Source organism: Puia sp., from assembly GCF_036500295.1.
Taxonomy (GTDB): domain Bacteria; phylum Bacteroidota; class Bacteroidia; order Chitinophagales; family Chitinophagaceae; genus Puia.
On sequence record NZ_DASYCH010000091.1, the window covers coordinates 1 to 17,781 of the forward strand.

Sequence of the window (17,781 nt, forward strand, 5' to 3'; positions counted from 1 at the left end):
AGCAAGCGATTATTGACTATGTTCGCTATTACAATCATGACAGGATCAAACTAAAACTAAAAGGCTTGAGCCCGGTGCAATACCGAACCCAAGCCGCTTAACTTAATTTTTAAACCCGTCTAAACTTTGGGGGTCAGTTCAGAAACGGGGCTTTTAGTTTTTTATGTCGGAAACGTCTATCTCATCCGCTTATACGCATTGATCAACCCATTCGTCGACGAATCATGACCCCTGATCTCCTCGCTGCCTTGCAACTCGGGCAGGATCTTGCCCGCCAGCTGCTTGCCAAGCTCGACACCCCATTGGTCGAACGTATAAATATTCCAGATGACGCCCTGCACGAAGATCTTATGCTCGTACAACGCGATCAGCTCCCCGAGCGTGAACGGCGTTATCTCCTTCACGAGGAAAGAATTCGTCGGGCGGTTGCCGCTGAACTTCTTATAGGGGATCAGCGCCGCGGGAACGCCCTCGGCCTTGCATTCTTCTTCCGTCTTTCCGTTCATCAGGGCCTGCGTCTGCGCGAAGAAGTTCGACAGTAGCTTATTGTGATGGTCTCCCAGCGGGTTATGACTGACCGCCGGCGCGATAAAATCACAGGGGATCAGGATGCTTCCCTGGTGGATCAACTGGTAGAACGCATGCTGCCCGTTGGTGCCGGGCTCGCCCCAGACCACCGGACCCGTATGCCATTGCACGGGCTTGCCATTGCGGTCCACGCTCTTGCCGTTGCTCTCCATATTGCCCTGCTGAAAGTAGGCGGCAAAGCGATGCATGTATTGATCGTAGGGCAGGATCGCCTCGGTCTGCGACCCAAAAAAATCCGTATACCAGAGCCCGATAAGCGCCATCGTAACGGGAATGTTCTGCTCGAAAGCCGTGGTCCGGAAATGCAGATCTGTTTTATGCGCACCGCGCAGCAGCTGCTCGAAATTATCATAACCGACCGTCAGGGCGATGGACAACCCGATAGCGCTCCACAACGAATACCGGCCGCCGACCCAATCCCAGAACTCGAACATATTCGCCTTGTCGATCCCAAACTTCGTCACCTCTTTCTCATTCGTCGACAACGCCGCAAAATGCTTCGCCACCTGCTTCTCATCTTTTGCGGCCTTCAGGAACCAGTCCCGCGCGGAATGCGCATTGGTCATCGTCTCCTGCGTGGTGAACGTCTTGGACGCAACGAGGAACAGCGTCTCTTCCGGCGTCACCTTCTTCAGCGTCTCCACGATATGCGTCGCGTCGACATTGCTCACGAAATACGCCTGCATGCCTTCTTTCCAGTAGGGCCGCAAGGCCTCCGTCACCATCACCGGCCCCAGGTCACTCCCGCCGATCCCGATGTTGACGATATATTTTATTTTCTTCCCCGTGTATCCCTTCCATTCCCCGCTATGGATGCGGGCGCAAAAATCCTTCATCTGCGCCAGTACCCGCATCACATCGGGCATCACGTCCTTGCCGTCGCTGAGTACGGGCTTACCCGAAAAATTCCGCAGGGCCGTATGCAGCACACTCCGGTTCTCCGTTTCATTGATCTTCTCCCCGGTGAACATCGCCTCCATCGCCTCTTTCACCTTGCTCTCCACCGCCAGCTTTCGCAGCACCTCGAGCGTCTTCTCATTGAAGATGTTCTTGGAATAATCGAACAGGATATCATCCAGTTTCAGCGAATGATGATCGAACCGGTTCGGCTCGGCCGCAAACAGTTGCCGCATGGTCATCCCCTTCATCTCGGTATCATAATGATTCTGCAACTCCTGCCAGGCTTTTGTCTCTTTGGGCGAAACTTTCGGGAACATAACGAACTATTTTTTGTGATTTAACAATGCGGTCCTACAATTGTTCGACGACGGCCACCACCTCTTCGACCATCTTCGGCGTGACGTCGAGATGCGTCACCATCCTTATCTGATTGGCGGCGATCGCCATCGCCAGAATGCCTTTCTCCTTCAGCTGCGCGGACAGGCTCCGGGCGCAATCCACGGCGCCCCCCGTCTCGAAAATGACGATATTGGTCTCCACGGGCATGATGCTCTTCACAAAATCCTTCTTCTCCAACGCGGTAGCTATCTGCTGTGCATGGGCATGATCCGTGGCCAGCCGATGGAAATGGTGTTCCAGGGCATAGATGCCGGCAGCCGCCATAAATCCCGCCTGACGCATCCCGCCGCCAAAGACCTTGCGTACCCGGCGCGCCTGTTTGATAAAGGTAGCTGGTCCCAGCAGGATGCTGCCGATCGGACAACCCATTCCCTTGTTCAAACACACGGAAATGGTGTCGAAAACAGCGCCAAACTCTTTTGCACTGCGGCCCGTCGCCACCAGGGCGTTAAAAAGCCGGGCCCCGTCGAGATGGAACTTCAGTTGGTTGTCCTTGCACACCTGGCCTATCTTTTTGATCTCCTCAAAATCATAACAGCTTCCGCCGCCCCGGTTACAGGTATCCTCCAGGGCCACCAGACTGGTGCGGGCCCGGTGAACGTCATCCGGATTGATGGCCTGGGAAACCTGCCCGGCCGTGATCCGGCCCCGGTCACCCACCAGCGCGCGAACCTGGGAACCCGAATTGAAGGCGATACCGCCTCCCTCGTAAATATAGATATGGGCATTCCGTTCGCAGATCACTTCATCGCCGGGCTGCGTGTGGCATTTGATGGCTATCTGGTTGGACATCGTCCCGCTGGGACAGTAGAGGGCCGCCTCCATCCCGAAAAGCCGGGCAGCCATGGCCTCCAGTTTATTGATCGAGGGGTCTTCCCCAAAAACATCATCGCCTACCTGGGCGTGGAGCATGGCATCAAGCATGGCGGGCGTCGGACGGGTAACAGTATCTGAACGAAGGTCGATGGGCATAATCGAAGTTTAGGATCGCAATTTAAGGCGAATCGGCCAAACGAGCCGCCCTTCGTTGAAAACCATCAACAGATAAATAAAGTCGAAGAAAACGATCAGCGCCCCGATAAGTACCAGGAATTTCGCGTGCCAGATATAGAAGACGATGCTGTAGCAGCCCGTTCCCACCAGCTTCGCAAGGGCGATGCCCGCCGACTGCCCCGAAAGACCACCCCGGGTGTTGAGCAAATTGATATACAAGAGCGCCATCACCAGGTTACTGATATAGGCCGTATAGGCGCCGTAGACATCGTGCAACTCCCTCACCGCAACATACGTGATAGCAAACGAGATACCCAGCACAAAAAAAGAATAGGGATAAAAGAAAGCCGGGCTGATCGCCCGTGGCCAGTCCTTCAAACCATAACGGAAATACGTGAACAGGATGCCGAGATCCAGCAGGAACCAGGCCGAGTTCACCACCCGGTGCACCGGGTTACCGTCATAAAAAAAGGTGGAGAAGCAAAGCTCCCAGCTGATATTGAATGCCAGGGCGATAAACGGCATTCCATAGGCTTTGTCCCGGATGCCCCGGACAATGATCAGAATATAGGCGATACACCAGGCGGCACCGCTCACGGCATACAATACCTGATTCAGCAGGTGCATGTTGGTTTGGGGTTGGTGGTTAAAAAAGGTGGGCCCAATATCTTTCGGGTCCACCCTATGAAGCCTTACGGGGCTCCTGAATACTGCAGAGCCTTACGGGGCTCCAAAATTAAATAGAACCTTACGGGGTTCCGCCTCGATAGAGCCTTACGGGGCTCCATTCCCTCCCGTGAAATTAAAGATAATGCGGGAGAAAACCTAGGACAAGGCCGTTTCCTTAATGTGGTTACCTTTTTCCTTGGCAGCCTTGATCAGGTCAAGGACCCGGCTGCGAACATCGTCCTTCAAACCTTCCGTTTCCCTTTCGAATATCTCTTTTAGTTCATCCAGTTCGTCCGTGGTGACCCCTCTGAGGTGCCGCAGCTTCCGCTTTAAGGATTCCGCCGTATCGGCGATCCGCTGGCGGGTTTCCCTCCCTTCTGCGGGGGCGACCAAAACGCCGATAGCCACTCCTGCGACAAGCCCGGATAAGGCGCCAATCATAACTTTCTGCGCATTCATAATAGTATTGTTTGAGGTGAATTAATCTGTCCTTGAATAAAAGTATGATTTCAAGAACAATGCCGGAATTCGTTAAACCGCGATAACAGCCGGAGGCTCGGGGAAATGGGTAATTTTTGCCCCAGGCGGCGGGGCGACGCGAAGCTGGCCGCGTTCCGGGGGCTAAACACAGGTCGCCGGAGCCGCCTGCTGCGACTCCGGCAATACTACCTGCGCTGCCGGACTTTCCTGTATTACCGGCTACTGTTCTATAAAAAGGATTAGTGCCAAAAGAAAACTCAACAATGACAGGACGAGGAAAAGCCACATGATCCACTTTTTGTTGATAGGGGCGCCTGTCATGGTGTAAAGCTCCGCCAAAAGGGTTATCCGGCCATGAGAAAGCCGACCAACGACCCCTGGAAATCGTCCAACGTCAAAAAGCGAGTACCGCGGTCAGGGTGCCGCCGGGATCATCCCTGAAAAAGATGCGGATCCCCAGCGTCGAGGCAAGGTCCGCCGTGATCTGCAAGCCAAGACCCCCACCCTTGCTGTCCACCACCTTGCTTTGCAAACGCCGGTTCAATTCCTCCGCACGCGTGCCGGCGGAGCTGTTGGTAAGATAAAAACCGGCTGCATCGGACGACGCTACGATCGACCCGCCGGCGACACTGTATTTTGTCGCATTCTGAAGTAAATTCCGGACCATCACCGACAGAAAATTCTCGTCCGTCACCCTGGTCATCCCCGCCGGGATATTGTTCTCCACCCGCAACTGCTTCTCCTCCATCGGCTCGCGAAGCAAGCCCGCCTCCTTATCCACCACCTCCCGCAGGTCGACCGGCCCCGGCTGGGGCGTAAAATGCTGCATCTGGCTCTTGCTCCACAGCAACAGGTCCTCCATCGTCTCCAGCACGTTCTCCGAAGCCATTCGCAGCCGCTCTTCATGCTTGCGCCGGGTGGCCTCCTCCAGGAGGTCGGGCCGTTCCTTCTGGATCTGCAGCAGCTGCACGATCCGGCTCACCGGCGACCGCAGGTCATGGCTGATGATGCCGAAAAGCCGCGCCTTGGTTTCATTGGCCCGCGCCAGCTGCATATTGGTGACGGCAAGTTGCTCGTTGGTGTCGGCCAGCCGCTCGTTGGTGATAGCCAGTTTGCGGTAGAAGAAGAACAACAGCAGCGTGAACAGCCCCGTCACGATCAGGCCGGCGATCAGCAGCCGCCGCACGTTGCGGCCGTTGTCCAGCTGCAACGCCTTTAGCCGGTTGTCCTGGTCGAGGACCGCGATCCGCTGTTCCTTCTCATTGGTCTGGTAGCGCGTCTGCTGGTCGGCAAAGGTCCTTGATGTCTTCTCCCGGGTCAGCGAATCCAAAGCAACGACATACCGGTCGTAATACTGCAATGCCGCCTCCCGGTTACCCGCCGCTTTCTGCGCCCGCGCCATGTCCTGCAGGATATCCGTATAATACTCCCGGCTAAGCCTGACCGCAACCGGCAGCGCCTGCGACAACAGGGGGATCGCCTTTGCCGGCTGCCCCGTCGCGATAAAATATTTCCCCTTCATCCGGTTGAACTCGTACCGGACAAAGGTGGCATCCATCCGCTTCGACACCGTATCCACCTTATCCAGGTAAGGCAGCGCCTCCGCATACCGCCCGCTGTCCATATAGGATTGCGCGACAGCCACATTCGCATAAGTGATCTCCGCCGGCACGATCTTGCCCGTCGCATAATGTTTTTCCAGCGTGTCGATGGAATGATGCAGATAGTACAGCGCCGAATCCCGGTGTCCCGTCCGGCAGAACGACTGGATAAACGAGCAGTCATACCGCAGCTCCGTCAATCCCGACTGCACCCGGTAAGGGTATCCCTGGTACAGCATCTCCAGCGCCTTGTCGGGCAGACCCGTATTCAGATACAGCTGCGCCAGCGTATAACACTGGCCGGCATAGTCGATGCGCTGTTGTTTGCTGCCCGACTCCAGCAAGGGCATACGCAGCGCAATGCTCTTGAGGATATAGTCCTGTGCGGTGCTATAGTAGGATTTCGACTTGTAATAATTCCCCATCGTGCTGTATCCGTCCACCAGCAGGCCTTTATCGGTGGTGGTGTCGATGACGGCCGCGAGTATCCGTTCGCAGGAGTCCGCCCGCGCAGGCTCCTGTAGTTCGAACTCGATATGGATCAGCGATTCACAGATCCGGGCGATCAATGACGCCACCCGGCTCTCCTGCGCCAGCCGCAGACTGGAATAGTACCATCGCAACAGGCTGTCGAGATTGATATCGTTCTCATGCGAATAGCCAAGAGAGGCATAATACAGAAACCGGGCGCTGTCGGTCACATCGCCGGCCGGCACCAGCGCCAGACCGTGGAAGGCCATCTTCCGCATCTTGTCATCGGCAAAATAAACCCCTGTGCCGGCGTTGTATACGTGGGTGATAATGGAATCACAATAGGCCCCCGCGGCGGCCAGACTCTTCCCTTCTCCGGCGTTCTGGGCCTGTGCGGAAACAAAAGGGATAACGGATATGCACAGCAGCACCAGGCCGGTAAGGGCAGGAAAATTTTTCATGTATTGCGAGATTAAAGCATAACGATCACTGCAGGATACCGTTCAACGCCTGGCGGTAGATCTTTCCCACCGGCAGTTCATGGGTCTGCAGGATCACCTTGTTGCCTTTCAGGGCGTCGATCCTGTCCCGGTTGACGATAAAGCTGCGATGGATACGGATGAACCGGTCCGCAGGCAGCTGTTCCATCATCCCGCTGAGCGTATTCAGCACGAGATATGGACTCTGCCGGGTGACGATCCGGGTGTAATCCTTCATGGCTTCGAGGTAGAGAACATCGGGGAGGTAAAGCTTATAGCGTTCGTAGCCCTGCTTGATCAGCAGCGTGTCGTCGGCCGACTGCCGGTCGAAGGCAAAGGCCTTGGCGCGCAGCTGGAAAAAATCCCGCAGCCGGGCCGCGCACTGATCAAACCGTTCGGGCGACAGGGGCTTCAGGAGGTAGTCGAAGGCATGCCGCTCGTAGCCTTCGATCGCATATTCAGGGTGTGAGGTAATGAATACGGGCGCCGGCACTTTGCCACCGAGGAGAGTCACCAATTCGAGGCCGGACAGCTCCGGCATCTCGATATCGGCAAAAACGATCTCGGGTTGATAACGGGTGATGAGTTCGAGCGCCTCGATCGGCTGACTGCAAATGCCAAGCCGATGCAGAAAAGGATAACGGGAAGCCTGGGTCTCCACGGCGAGCCGGTCTATCTCGTCATCATCAATGATCACATATTTCAGGGGCTGCAACAAGTCGCGCGGTATTTACTGCCGGAAGGTACAAAAAAATCTACTCGGCACGCAGGTTTTCCACCGGATTACTGTGCGCTGCCCGAAGACTGCGGAACAGCACCGTCACAAGCGCGATGCCCAGGAGCAGCGCCGCCGCCAGGGGGAAGATCCACCAGGAAATGGACGTCCGGTACGCAAATCTTTCCAGCCACCGGTGCATCCACCATCCCGCCAGCGGCGAGGCGATCAGGGTCGACAGGAACACCGGGCGCAGGAAATCGATGCTCAGCAGGGCGCCCAGGGACCCTACCGAAGCACCCAGGACCTTCCGGATGCCGATCTCCCGCATCCGCTGCTGCGCGGAGAAGGTCGCCAGCGCAAAAAGCCCCAGACAGGCGATCACGATCGTGACACCGGTAAAGACGCCGAAGATCCCGGCCAGCCGGTCCTCCGCCTTGTACACCTTGTCGAAGGCCTCATCCAAAAAACTATATTCGAAAGGCCGGTCCCGGTCATATTTCCCATAGGCCGACCGCAGGGAAGCGATCAGGGTCGGCAGGTTCACCTGCGAATTCACCTTGACGAACAGACAGCCGTTGGTAGTGGTCCCCCACTTGCGGGCCGTATCTTTTCCGACGAACAGGCACAGCGCCCCTATCTCGTTTTGCAGCGACTGGTAATTGAAATCATTCAGGACGCCGCCGACCTGGTATTCGCCGGGTCCGAGCTGCAGCTTCTGCCCGATGAGGTCGCCGGTCAGTCCCAGCTTCTGCACCGCCTTTTCGTTCAGCAGCACATGCCGGCCGTCATAAAGCGCCTCCGGCATCGTCGGCTTTGTCTTCCATTGCAGCCCGAGCAGGTGGGTGAAGTCATTGTCCACATCGTACACGGATAACATCATCTGCTTATCCGAGCCATTCACCTGCGCTGACCAGAGTTCGTACCCGGAGTACATCGGATAATGGGCCGTCGCGGCCTCCTGCACCCCGGGCATCGCCTGTACGGTGCGTTTGAAGGCCTCATAGTGCGAAAGTGTCGTGCCGAACGGGATCATCACGACATTCTCCCGCGCGACCCCGGTGTCGGTATGCCGGATCAGGTATAGCTCCTTTTCGACGATGACGCTGCACAGGATCAGCAACATGGAAACCGAGAATTGAAAGACGATAAAACCTTTCCTGACCCGTTCGCCACCCCGTCTCCGGCTGAGTTTTCCGTACAACACGGCCACCGGCCTGAATGCCGACAGGACCAGCGAAGGATAGCTGCCGCTCACCATCACGACCAGCAACAAGAGTCCGGCAAAGCACCCGGTCACCAGCGGCGTCAGCAGGAAGCCGGCGTCGATCTTCAGCTGCAGCAGGTTTAGAAAAACGGGCCGGAACAGCAGGAAAAGAAGCAGGCCCAGTCCAAAGGACAACACGGCGAACATCGCGGATTCGGTATAGAACTGCCCGGCGATGCGGCCCCGCCCCGCCCCCAGCACCTTGCGCACGCCCACCTCTTTGGCGCGAACCGCTGCCCGTGCGGTGGCGAGACTCATATAGTTGATCAACGCCAGCAGGAGCACCAGCCCCGCGGCATAGGGAAAGATATCCAGGTAGCTGCCGATCCCATGCTCGCGGCCAAAAAGATGCTCATTGGCGAGCCCCACCAGTTGAAAGGTCGTCGTATCCTTGCCCTGGTCGGGGGCGAGGGCCATCCGGTTCATCGTCGTGACCACCTTCCCCGCCGCCGAGGCGTCCTTCAGCCGGAAATAGGTTACGAAATTTCCACCCCCCACCTTCGCCCCGTCCACCAGCCCCTTGAACAGGGGCATCGTCTCCGCTCCGGTCAGGGACGCCACGAAATCAAAATCCATTTGGGTATTCGACGGCGGGTCGACCGCCACTCCCGTCACCTCCAGTCTGATGTCCTTATCGTAGAGCAATACCTGGCCGATGGGATCGGCGTTGCCAAAATATTTTTTGGCGGCCCGTTCGCTGATCACTACCGTGTTCGGCCGTCGCAGCACGCCCTCGGGGTTGCCGTTGAGCAGCCGGAAGCTGAAGAACCGGAAAAAGTCCGCATCCGCATACAGGAACGGACCGTTTCCGCTGATCGTCTCGCCTGGCCGGGCCACATTCTGCAGGACAGGTTGATGGTAGGCCTGCCAGGTCCGCAGAAATCCCTCGACATTGCCATCCGCTTTCTGCAGCAATGGCCCGGTCTGATAACTGACGGCCGCCGAGTGATACGTGGAATTGCCGAAATGAAAGGTTCCCCAGGTGCCGAAGGTCCGGTCCGCATGGGCCTGCCACCGGTCGTAACTGTGCTCGTGCAGGACATACAGCAGGATGGTCATGCTCACGGCCAGGCCGACAGCCAGACAGCCGATATTGATGATGCTGTAAAAGGGATTGCGCAGGAGATTGCGCCAGGCGCCGCGGAGATGATGGAGGGTCATTCCCGAATTTACAAAATGCCTCCGGCAAAAACATTCCACTTCGGGTTAATTTACGTTTATTAAAACCGTTAGCCAATCGTTACCTTTGCAACTCGCAAAGCCGGAAAACGGCGGCGCTCGTGTTAAAAAGGCTATATAAACAATTGATAATCAGAATAATTCTATGACACAAGAACAACTCAAAGTTATAAGGGACCGTGTGGTCGTCCTGAGGAGGTTTCTTTGACGTCGACAACCGTCAATATAAGATCAACGAAGAGAAGCAGCTCTCTCTAAGCCCGGGTTTCTGGGACGATAACAAGCGGGCCACCGAAATTCTCAAGAACATCAAGCTCAACGAATACTGGGTCAAACTTTATGACTCCGTCAGCACCAGTGTCGAGGACTTCGCCGTCCTTTTCGATTTCTGGAAAGCGGGCGAAGCTACGGAAGAAGAGACCCGCGAGGCTTATGGCAAGGCGCTCGCCCAGGTAGAGGAAGCGGAATTCAAGAGTACGCTCAACCAGCCCGAGGACGAACTCCCCGGCGTGATGCAGATCAACTCCGGCGCCGGCGGCACCGAGAGCCAGGACTGGGCCGAAATGCTCCTGCGCATGTACCGGATGTATGGTGAGAAGCAGGGCTGGTCCGTAACCGAGCTGGATTTGCAGGATGGGGAAGGTGCCGGGATAAAAAGCGCCACCCTACAGTTTGACGGGCCGTTTGCTTATGGCTTTCTGAAAGCCGAGAGCGGCGTTCATCGACTCGTCCGCATCTCCCCCTTCGACTCCAACGCCCGGCGGCATACCTCCTTCGCCTCGGTCTTCGTCTACCCACTGGTCGACGACAGCATCGAGATCGAGGTGAGCCCGGCCGATCTCGAATGGGAATTCTATCGCAGCGGCGGCAAAGGCGGCCAGAACGTCAACAAGGTGGAGACGGCCGTCCGGCTCAAACACCTTCCCAGCGGCATCATCGTCGAATGCCAGCAGGCCCGTACCCAGGGTGAGAACCGCGAGAAGGCCCTGAAGATGCTCAAAAGCCGGCTCTACGAAGAAGAACTGCGCAAACGCGAAGCGATGAAGAACGCCACCAACTCGACAAAAAAGAAGATCGAATGGGGCTCCCAGATCCGCAGTTATGTCTTCCATCCCTATAAAATGATCAAAGACCATCGCACCGATTATGAAGTAGGCAACGTGCAACCGGTGATGGACGGCGAACTGGATGGGTTTATAAAGGCCTATTTGATGTCAGAAAAAGAAACGACAACCTAATAATACACTGTAACCATGAGTATAGGATATTTTCAATACCCGGCGCCGGGCAACGAACCGGTCCTCAACTACGCCCCGGGAAGCAAGGAAAAAGAAACGCTGAAAAAAGCGCTGAACGAACTGAAAAGCGTCGAGCACGACATCCCCATGTATATCGGGGCAAATGAGGTTCGAACGGGTAAAAAGATCGCCCTTCGTCCCCCCCATGAGACCGCCCACACCCTCGGCCATTTCCACGAAGGCGACGAATCGCATGTCCAGCAGGCCATCGACGCCGCCCTGCAGGCGAAGGCAAAATGGGCCGGACTTTCCTGGGAAGACCGTGCCGCCATCTTCCTCAAGGCAGCCGATCTGATCGCCACGAAATATCGCCCCTATATGAATGGGACGACCATGCTTGGACAAAGCAAAAACGCCTATCAGGCCGAGATCGACGCCGCCTGCGAGATCATCGACTTCCTCCGCTGGAACGTCCATTTCCTCAGCGAGATCTACCGCCAGCAACCCATCAGCGGCCCCGGCGTACACAACCGCACCGAATGGCGGCCCCTCGAAGGCTTCGTACTCGCCATCACCCCCTTCAACTTCACGGCCATCGGCGGCAACCTGCCCGCCTCCGCGGCCCTCTGCGGAAATACCGTCGTCTGGAAACCCGCCTACACCCAGGTGTTCTCGGCGCAGATGTTCATGCGCGTCCTCCGGGAAGCCGGCCTGCCCGACGGGGTCATCAATCTCATCTATGTCGACGGTCCCGTCCTCGGAAAAGTATGCTTCGGTCATAAAGATTTCGCCGGCATCCATTTCACCGGCAGCACCGCCGCCTTTAACCATATCTATAAGACCATCGGCGAGAACATCAGCCACTATCGCACCTATCCCCGCATCGTCGGTGAAACGGGCGGCAAGGACTATGTGCTGGCGCATGAAAGTGCCGATCCCGATGTAGTGGCCACGGCCCTGCTCCGCGGCGCCTTCGAATACCAGGGACAGAAATGCTCCGCCGCCTCCCGCGCCTATATCCCCGAGAACCTCGCCGCCGCCGTAAAGCAAAAACTGATCGACGGAGTGAAGAGTTTCAAGATGGGAACGGTGGAAGACTTCACCAATTTCGTCAACGCCGTCATCGACGAACGCAGCTTCAACAAGATCACTTCCTATCTCGATAAGGTGAAGAAAGACCCCGCCAAAGCCACGATCCTCGTCGGCGGCAACGGCGACAAAACAAAGGGCTGGTTCATCGAGCCGACCGTCATCGAGGCAAAGGACCCGAAATTCGTGACCATGTGCGAGGAGATCTTCGGCCCCGTGCTCACGATCTATGTCTACCCCACCGCCGAATTCGAAAAAACGCTCGAACTCGTGGATTCGACATCCCCCTACGCGCTCACCGGCTCCATCATCGCCCGCGACCGCGGAGCCATCGACCTGGCGACCAACCGGCTCCGCAATGCATCGGGTAACTTTTATATCAACGATAAACCCACCGGTGCGGTGGTTGGCCAACAACCCTTCGGGGGAGCCCGCGCTTCCGGCACGAATGACAAGGCCGGTTCCATGCTCAATCTCTATCGCTGGCTCAGCGCCAGGACCATCAAGGAGACCTTCGTCCCGGCAACCGACTATCGCTATCCCTTCTTAAACGAAGCATAAAACAATTAAAAAAAACCGGGCCTTAAGCCCGGTTTTTTTGTACCATCCAGCTACGCAGCCTTCTTCACCTGTTCCAACTGGTCGCGCAAAAAACTCTCCTCACTCTTTTCGATCACCGACACGACCCACAGACTCGGCGTCATCGGCGGGACCTCATCCTCCTGCCCCAGCGTCAACAACACCGGGACACCATAGAAAGGACTCTGATCGTCTTCGGTGTCGAACGACCAGTACAACCCGGGCGCATTCCGGCGCAGCGTTTCGCCGATGTATCGCGCAAAGAGATCGCGCGCAAACCGGTTCTTTCGATCCTTCATCTCGTCCATCGTGTAATTTTTACGGATATACATTTCCAGTACATCCAGCGAGGCAGGGGAATAATCGAGTTGTATCCTGACTTCCTTAGGGAGGATGCTAAGGCGGGGCATCTCATCGGGCATGATGTTGAGCCACCAGGTGTAATTCTCCTCCTTGCAATTGAGATCGCTTACAGTTATCATACGGTATTGGGGTTTACTGCAATGATAGCCAATTTTATACAACAAAAAAGACCGCAGCGAAAATCTTATCAGATGTCAATGGCAGCCCGCGTTTGGTGAGAACCGTTTGTCAAAATTGAAGGGATATACACAATAAAAAAACGCCCTTTACGTAGGGCTTGGCTTATACAACGGGCACTATCTTTGCAAGCGGTAACAAAATAATAATTTTCTATTATGAAAAAACTAGCATTGGTCCTTTTTGCAGGTATCTCTTTCGCAACCGCACACGCGCAGGTGCAGTTTGGATTAAAAGGGGGTGCCAACTTCTCTACGCAGACAGGAAGTGACGCCGGTGATTCCAGAACACTGTTCAACTTCAACGCAGGCGCCTTCCTTCGGTTGCCCGTCGTACCGGGCTTCGGTATCCAGCCCGAACTCGTTTATTCCGCACAGGGTGCAGCCTATCATGTAGGCGGTGTCGATGACAACTTCCATGCGAACTACCTCAACATCCCCATCCTTTTCAAATGGTCACACCGTGCAGGTCCGTATTTCGAAACGGGTCCGCAGATCGGCTTTTTGTTGAGCGCAAAGGAACATGTCCAGGGCAACAGCTTTGACGACAAGGAATCGTACAAATCTGCCGATTTTGCCTGGGTATTCGGGGTAGGTTACAAGATCCCGCGTAGCCCTGTGGGCATCGACTTCCGGTACAACATCGGTCTGTCCAATGTCGAAGACCGCGACGCGACCGGCAACAACGGTTCCATCCGCAACGACGTCTTGCAATTGGGCATCACCTATGTGCTGTTCAACGGTCCGAGAAGATAGATTTGATCTTTTTTAATAAAAAGGCTGCCCCACGGCGGCCTTTTATCAAAATACCCACTTCGTGGTATTGTTCTTTACCGTTCGGCTGATAGCTTTGCCACAACCAAATAACACATCAATATGAAAAAACTCGTTTTGGCTCTAACGATCATTTGCGCGTCCGTTTTGACTTCCAATGCTCAATGGACGCCAGGTGACTTCAAATTCGGCATCGGTCTCCGTGCAGCTCTCCCCATCGGCGATATGCACAATGTGTCCTCCTTTGGACTCGGCGGTGAAGTTCAGGGAGAATATGCATTTGCCGAGAACCTCACCGGTGTCGTAACATCGGGCTATACCCGGTTCTTTGGCAAATCCTTCGATGACGGGCTTGGCGATACCTACAAGACCAACTACGGCCACATCCCCGTGCTGGTCGGCGCCCGCTTCTACCCCAGCGAGCAATTCTTTGTAGGCGCCCAGATCGGTTATGGCCACTATTCCGGGTCCACTTCTTATTCCGGCAACGGCGTCTCCGGCAGCGGCGGCAGCGGCAGCACGGGCGGCTTCGAGTATCGCCCGCAGATAGGCTACAATGCCGACCCTGTCCAGCTGATATTCAGCTATGACGGCACCGCGGTGTCCGGCGGCACCTTCAGTCATCTTGGTCTGTCGATCCTGTACACCTTCGGTGGCGGCAGCAAATAAAACTTATTCTACCATTGTAAGCCCGGCACCCGACCTGCCGGGCTTATTTTTTCCCTATTTTTGATCCCATGAAGATCATCCTCAACGAGCAGCAGCTGTCCCTCACTATCCAACGCCTGGCCAATCAGCTGCTCGAGAACCATCTTGACCTCCACAACACGGTACTCATCGGCATCCAGCCGCGGGGCATCTTCTTCTCCGACCGCATCGTCCGGCAGCTGCAAACCGAAGTCAACCCCGAAGCCATCAAATACGGCAAGCTTGACATAACGTTCTATCGGGACGATGTCCGCAAGGGTCTCCACGAGCTCAACGCTACCGAGATCCCCTTCTCGATCGAGAATAAGGATGTCGTGCTCATCGACGACGTCCTCTGGACAGGCCGCACCATCCGGGCATCGCTCGACGCCCTGCTGGACTTCGGCCGGCCCGCAAAAGTCGAACTCTGCGTCCTCGTCGACCGCCGTTTCAGCCGCCAGCTCCCCATCCAGGCAGATTATGTCGGCCGGCCCATCGACTCCATTATCACCCAGAAAGTAAAGGTCTACTGGGCGGAAAAAGATGGAAAGGACGAAGTCGCACTTCTTTAATGAAAATACCCTAATTTCGCCTTCTAATGCAACTGAGCACAAAACATCTTCTTGGCATTAGAGACCTCCAACAGAGTGATATTCAACTCATTTTAGACACAGCCACCCAGTTCAAAGAAGTTCTTCAGCGACCGATAAAAAAAGTTCCGACCCTGCGGGACGTCACCATCGTCAACCTGTTTTACGAGAACTCGACGCGTACCCGCATCTCCTTCGAACTGGCGGAAAAACGCCTCTCCGCAGACACCATCAACTTCACGGCATCCGGCTCCTCCGCCGCCAAAGGCGAGACCCTGCTGGACACGGTAAACAATATCCTCTCCATGAAGGTGGATATGGTCGTGATGCGGCATAGCGCCAGCGGAGCCCCGCATTTTCTCGCCAAGCATATCCCCGCCGCCATCGTCAACGCCGGCGACGGGATCAACGAACATCCGACCCAGGCCCTCCTCGACGCCTTCTCCATCCGCGAAAGACTCGGCGGGCTGGCCGGAAAAAAAGTGGCGATCATCGGCGACATCATGCACTCGCGCGTCGCCCTGAGCAATATCTACCTGCTGAAAAAGATGGGCGCCGAAGTGACGATCGCCGGCCCCCCCACGCTGATCCCCGTCTATATCCGCGAGGCCTTCGACGTCCGCGTGGAATACAACCTCCGCAAGGCCCTCGAATGGTGCGACGTCGCCAATGTCCTGCGGATCCAGCTCGAACGCCAGAACCAGCCGCTCTTCTCCTCCCTGCGCGAGTACAGCCTCGCCTACGGAGTGAACAAACGCCTCCTCGACAGCCTGAGCAAAGAGATCGTGATCATGCACCCCGGTCCCATCAACCGGGGCGTAGAGCTCGACAGCGACGCGGCAGACAGCAAACAGTCGATCATCCTCCACCAGGTGGAAAACGGAGTAGCCGTACGCATGGCCGTCCTCTATCTCCTGGCGGGAGGAACACAATAATCGAGCGGCCAACGGGCCTCTCTAACAAACTAATCGCACTTGCCTATGCAACGTATCGGCCTCTTCCCGGGAACCTTCGATCCGATCACGATCGGGCACCTGGATATTATCAACCGCTCCCTGCCCCTCTTCGATAAACTCTTCATCGGCATCGGCCGTAACGCCAACAAAGCACCCATGTTCTCCGAAGAACAACGTATCGGCTGGATCAGCGAGATCTATAAAGGCAACTCCAAGGTGGAAGCAGTCATTTACGACGGTCTCACGGTCCGCTGCTGCCAGCAGGTGGGCGCCCGCTTTATCCTCCGCGGCATCCGTTACGTCAGCGATTTCGAATATGAAAAGGCTATCGCCGACATGAACCGCAGCCTCGACAACAACATCGAGACCATCTTCCTGACCTGCCTGCCTCAATATACCTCCGTCGCCTCCACCCTCGTCCGCGATGTGTTGCGCAACGGCGGCGACGTCATGCAATTCCTCCCGGAAGTCGTCCAACACTCCATCACCGGCCAAAACCTGACGGTTCCCCCTTCCACTCCCCATCGCCGAACCTACTAATCCAACAAACATGGCCATCTGGTTTAATCCCGGCGTCCAGCCGGCCGACATCGCTCCCCTTGGCAAGAATACCATGGGCGACCACCTGGGCATCGTCTTCACCGAGATCGGCGAGGACTTTCTCAAGGCGACCATGCCCGTCGACCACCGGACAAAACAACCCTATGGCCTCCTGCATGGCGGTGCATCCGCCGTCCTCGCCGAGACCCTGGGCAGCGTCGCGTCCAGCCTGCTCATCGACAACAGCAAGTACAACTGCGTCGGCATCGAAATAAATGCAAATCACCTCCGCGGGGTCCGCGAAGGTCTCGTCACCGGTATCGTCCGGCCTCTGCACACCGGCAAGACCACCCATGTATGGGATATAAAGATCTACGACGCAAGGGAGAAACTCATCTGCGTCAGCCGCCTCACCGTAGCTATTATTAAAAAAGAGTTTTAACCACATCCCTGATCGACGGGAAGGTGTTGCGCAACAAGACCTTCATCCCCTCCTTGTCTGCCCAGCGCAGTTCCGTGATCTGTTCTTCCTCCTGCGGCGTCAGTTCCCCCGGCTTCGGAGCGATCATCTTGAACCAATGCGTCTCCTTGAGGATATGCTTGCCGCTTTCATCATAGGTGTGATAGGTGATCAACAGCGGCCCTTCAACGATCACCCCTTCGATCCCCGTCTCCTCCATCACCTCCCGGATCGCGCAATGTTCGATCGTCTCGCCCGGGTCCAGTTTCCCCTTCGGCAGATCCCAAAATCCCCGCCGCAGGATGAACAGGTATTTCTCATCGCCGTTACGCACCAGTCCGCCGCCTGCCTGCACCAGCGCAAACTTCCGCCAGACAGCCTTGCGCAGTTGGTTCAGGTCTTTATGGATAAAAATTCCCGCATGCACCTTCGACTGGCGCATCTCATGGATCATCGAGTTCACCGCGGGATGCGAGAACTCATCGATCAGGATCGCATCGTCGTGATGGGCATACTCTTTTATCTCCGCCGTCATCTCATCACAGAGGAACAGCGGCTTGTCGTTGAAATAGATCTTGATGTACATGT

Annotated in this window: 18 protein-coding genes; 9 read left to right on the plus strand and 9 right to left on the minus strand. The window is 56.1% G+C overall.

All coding sequences use genetic code 11. From position 1 onward, the window contains the following. The coding region (locus tag VGM48_RS17045) for an IS3 family transposase (protein WP_331581370.1) at positions 1 to 101 on the plus strand (101 nt) is incomplete at its 5' end. Between the two features lie 75 nt (positions 102 to 176). On the opposite strand, the gene pgi is transcribed toward VGM48_RS17045, so the two are convergent. The 7 genes from pgi to VGM48_RS17080 form a co-directional block, all read right to left on the minus strand. After that, complete coding sequence (gene pgi, locus VGM48_RS17050; protein ID WP_331581299.1) at positions 177 to 1,805, minus strand: glucose-6-phosphate isomerase; 1,629 nt, start codon at positions 1,803 to 1,805, stop codon at positions 177 to 179. A gap of 34 nt (positions 1,806 to 1,839) precedes the next feature. Continuing rightward, positions 1,840 to 2,859, minus strand: coding sequence for a GntG family PLP-dependent aldolase (locus VGM48_RS17055; RefSeq protein WP_331581301.1), 1,020 nt, complete (start codon positions 2,857 to 2,859; stop codon positions 1,840 to 1,842). A gap of 9 nt (positions 2,860 to 2,868) precedes the next feature. Next, on the minus strand, positions 2,869 to 3,507 hold the full coding sequence (locus VGM48_RS17060) for a hypothetical protein (RefSeq protein WP_331581303.1): 639 nt from the start codon (positions 3,505 to 3,507) through the stop codon (positions 2,869 to 2,871). 198 nt (positions 3,508 to 3,705) lie between these two features. Next, on the minus strand, positions 3,706 to 4,008 hold the full coding sequence (locus VGM48_RS17065; protein ID WP_331581305.1) for a YtxH domain-containing protein: 303 nt from the start codon (positions 4,006 to 4,008) through the stop codon (positions 3,706 to 3,708). 415 nt (positions 4,009 to 4,423) lie between these two features. After that, complete coding sequence (locus VGM48_RS17070; RefSeq protein WP_331581307.1) at positions 4,424 to 6,562, minus strand: HAMP domain-containing sensor histidine kinase; 2,139 nt, start codon at positions 6,560 to 6,562, stop codon at positions 4,424 to 4,426. Between the two features lie 25 nt (positions 6,563 to 6,587). Continuing rightward, a complete protein-coding gene (locus VGM48_RS17075) occupies positions 6,588 to 7,298 on the minus strand; it encodes a LytTR family DNA-binding domain-containing protein (protein WP_331581309.1) in 711 nt (236 codons plus the stop codon). Positions 7,299 to 7,335: 37 nt separating this feature from the next. Then, positions 7,336 to 9,723: an ABC transporter permease gene (locus VGM48_RS17080; protein ID WP_331581311.1), complete on the minus strand. Its 2,388-nt coding sequence runs from the start codon at positions 9,721 to 9,723 to the stop codon at positions 7,336 to 7,338. A 163-nt stretch (positions 9,724 to 9,886) separates the two neighbouring features. On the opposite strand from VGM48_RS17080, the gene prfB reads away from it, so the two are divergent. Both prfB and pruA read left to right on the plus strand, forming a co-directional pair. Then, positions 9,887 to 10,979 (plus strand): peptide chain release factor 2 gene (gene prfB, locus VGM48_RS17085; protein ID WP_331581313.1). Its coding sequence is split into 2 segments (ribosomal slippage): positions 9,887 to 9,946 and positions 9,948 to 10,979, totalling 1,092 coding nucleotides; the frame shifts between segments, so codons are not numbered across the junction. A gap of 15 nt (positions 10,980 to 10,994) precedes the next feature. Further along, positions 10,995 to 12,629, plus strand: coding sequence for an L-glutamate gamma-semialdehyde dehydrogenase (gene pruA / locus VGM48_RS17090; protein WP_331581315.1), 1,635 nt, complete (start codon positions 10,995 to 10,997; stop codon positions 12,627 to 12,629). A 50-nt stretch (positions 12,630 to 12,679) separates the two neighbouring features. On the opposite strand, the gene VGM48_RS17095 is transcribed toward pruA, so the two are convergent. Then, entirely contained in the window at positions 12,680 to 13,129 is a 450-nt protein-coding gene (locus VGM48_RS17095) for a hypothetical protein (protein WP_331581317.1), read from the minus strand. A 216-nt stretch (positions 13,130 to 13,345) separates the two neighbouring features. Here VGM48_RS17095 and VGM48_RS17100 point away from each other — a divergent pair, with 216 nt between their 5' ends. The 6 genes from VGM48_RS17100 to VGM48_RS17125 all read left to right on the plus strand — a co-directional run bounded on the left by VGM48_RS17100 (position 13,346) and on the right by VGM48_RS17125 (position 17,175). After that, entirely contained in the window at positions 13,346 to 13,942 is a 597-nt protein-coding gene (locus VGM48_RS17100; RefSeq protein WP_331581319.1) for a porin family protein, read from the plus strand. A 120-nt stretch (positions 13,943 to 14,062) separates the two neighbouring features. Beyond that, positions 14,063 to 14,629 carry an outer membrane beta-barrel protein gene (locus VGM48_RS17105; RefSeq protein WP_331581321.1) on the plus strand — a complete coding sequence of 189 codons (567 nt, stop codon included), beginning with the start codon at positions 14,063 to 14,065 and terminating at the stop codon, positions 14,627 to 14,629. Between the two features lie 68 nt (positions 14,630 to 14,697). Continuing rightward, a complete protein-coding gene (gene pyrR / locus VGM48_RS17110) occupies positions 14,698 to 15,219 on the plus strand; it encodes a bifunctional pyr operon transcriptional regulator/uracil phosphoribosyltransferase PyrR (protein WP_331581323.1) in 522 nt (173 codons plus the stop codon). A 26-nt stretch (positions 15,220 to 15,245) separates the two neighbouring features. Next, positions 15,246 to 16,172, plus strand: a complete 927-nt coding sequence (locus tag VGM48_RS17115; protein WP_331581325.1) for an aspartate carbamoyltransferase catalytic subunit — start codon at positions 15,246 to 15,248, stop codon at positions 16,170 to 16,172. 45 nt (positions 16,173 to 16,217) lie between these two features. Then, positions 16,218 to 16,733 (plus strand): pantetheine-phosphate adenylyltransferase, encoded by a 516-nt coding sequence (coaD, locus tag VGM48_RS17120; RefSeq protein ID WP_331581327.1) that lies wholly within the window; start codon positions 16,218 to 16,220, stop codon positions 16,731 to 16,733. 10 nt (positions 16,734 to 16,743) lie between these two features. Then, positions 16,744 to 17,175, plus strand: coding sequence for a hotdog fold thioesterase (locus VGM48_RS17125; RefSeq protein WP_331581330.1), 432 nt, complete (start codon positions 16,744 to 16,746; stop codon positions 17,173 to 17,175). On the opposite strand, the gene VGM48_RS17130 is transcribed toward VGM48_RS17125, so the two are convergent. Next, positions 17,159 to 17,779, minus strand: coding sequence for an NUDIX hydrolase (locus VGM48_RS17130; RefSeq protein WP_331581332.1), 621 nt, complete (start codon positions 17,777 to 17,779; stop codon positions 17,159 to 17,161). The two genes, VGM48_RS17125 and VGM48_RS17130, sit on opposite strands and share 17 nt — an antisense overlap. Positions 17,780 to 17,781: the final 2 nt, after the last annotated feature.

Bases quoted from the DNA above. Each gene is read 5' to 3' on its own strand.
- pgi (WP_331581299.1), bottom strand. From the start codon at position 1,805: ATGTTCCCGAAAGTTTCGCCCAAAGAGACAAAAGCCTGGCAGGAGTTG.
- VGM48_RS17055 (WP_331581301.1), bottom strand. From the start codon at position 2,859: ATGCCCATCGACCTTCGTTCAGATACTGTTACCCGTCCGACGCCCGCC.
- VGM48_RS17060 (WP_331581303.1), bottom strand. From the start codon at position 3,507: ATGCACCTGCTGAATCAGGTATTGTATGCCGTGAGCGGTGCCGCCTGG.
- VGM48_RS17065 (WP_331581305.1), bottom strand. From the start codon at position 4,008: ATGAATGCGCAGAAAGTTATGATTGGCGCCTTATCCGGGCTTGTCGCA.
- VGM48_RS17070 (WP_331581307.1), bottom strand. From the start codon at position 6,562: ATGAAAAATTTTCCTGCCCTTACCGGCCTGGTGCTGCTGTGCATATCC.
- VGM48_RS17080 (WP_331581311.1), bottom strand. From the start codon at position 9,723: ATGACCCTCCATCATCTCCGCGGCGCCTGGCGCAATCTCCTGCGCAAT.
- pruA (WP_331581315.1), top strand. From the start codon at position 10,995: ATGAGTATAGGATATTTTCAATACCCGGCGCCGGGCAACGAACCGGTC.
- VGM48_RS17095 (WP_331581317.1), bottom strand. From the start codon at position 13,129: ATGATAACTGTAAGCGATCTCAATTGCAAGGAGGAGAATTACACCTGG.
- VGM48_RS17100 (WP_331581319.1), top strand. From the start codon at position 13,346: ATGAAAAAACTAGCATTGGTCCTTTTTGCAGGTATCTCTTTCGCAACC.
- VGM48_RS17105 (WP_331581321.1), top strand. From the start codon at position 14,063: ATGAAAAAACTCGTTTTGGCTCTAACGATCATTTGCGCGTCCGTTTTG.
- pyrR (WP_331581323.1), top strand. From the start codon at position 14,698: ATGAAGATCATCCTCAACGAGCAGCAGCTGTCCCTCACTATCCAACGC.
- VGM48_RS17115 (WP_331581325.1), top strand. From the start codon at position 15,246: ATGCAACTGAGCACAAAACATCTTCTTGGCATTAGAGACCTCCAACAG.
- coaD (WP_331581327.1), top strand. From the start codon at position 16,218: ATGCAACGTATCGGCCTCTTCCCGGGAACCTTCGATCCGATCACGATC.
- VGM48_RS17125 (WP_331581330.1), top strand. From the start codon at position 16,744: ATGGCCATCTGGTTTAATCCCGGCGTCCAGCCGGCCGACATCGCTCCC.
- VGM48_RS17130 (WP_331581332.1), bottom strand. From the start codon at position 17,779: ATGTACATCAAGATCTATTTCAACGACAAGCCGCTGTTCCTCTGTGAT.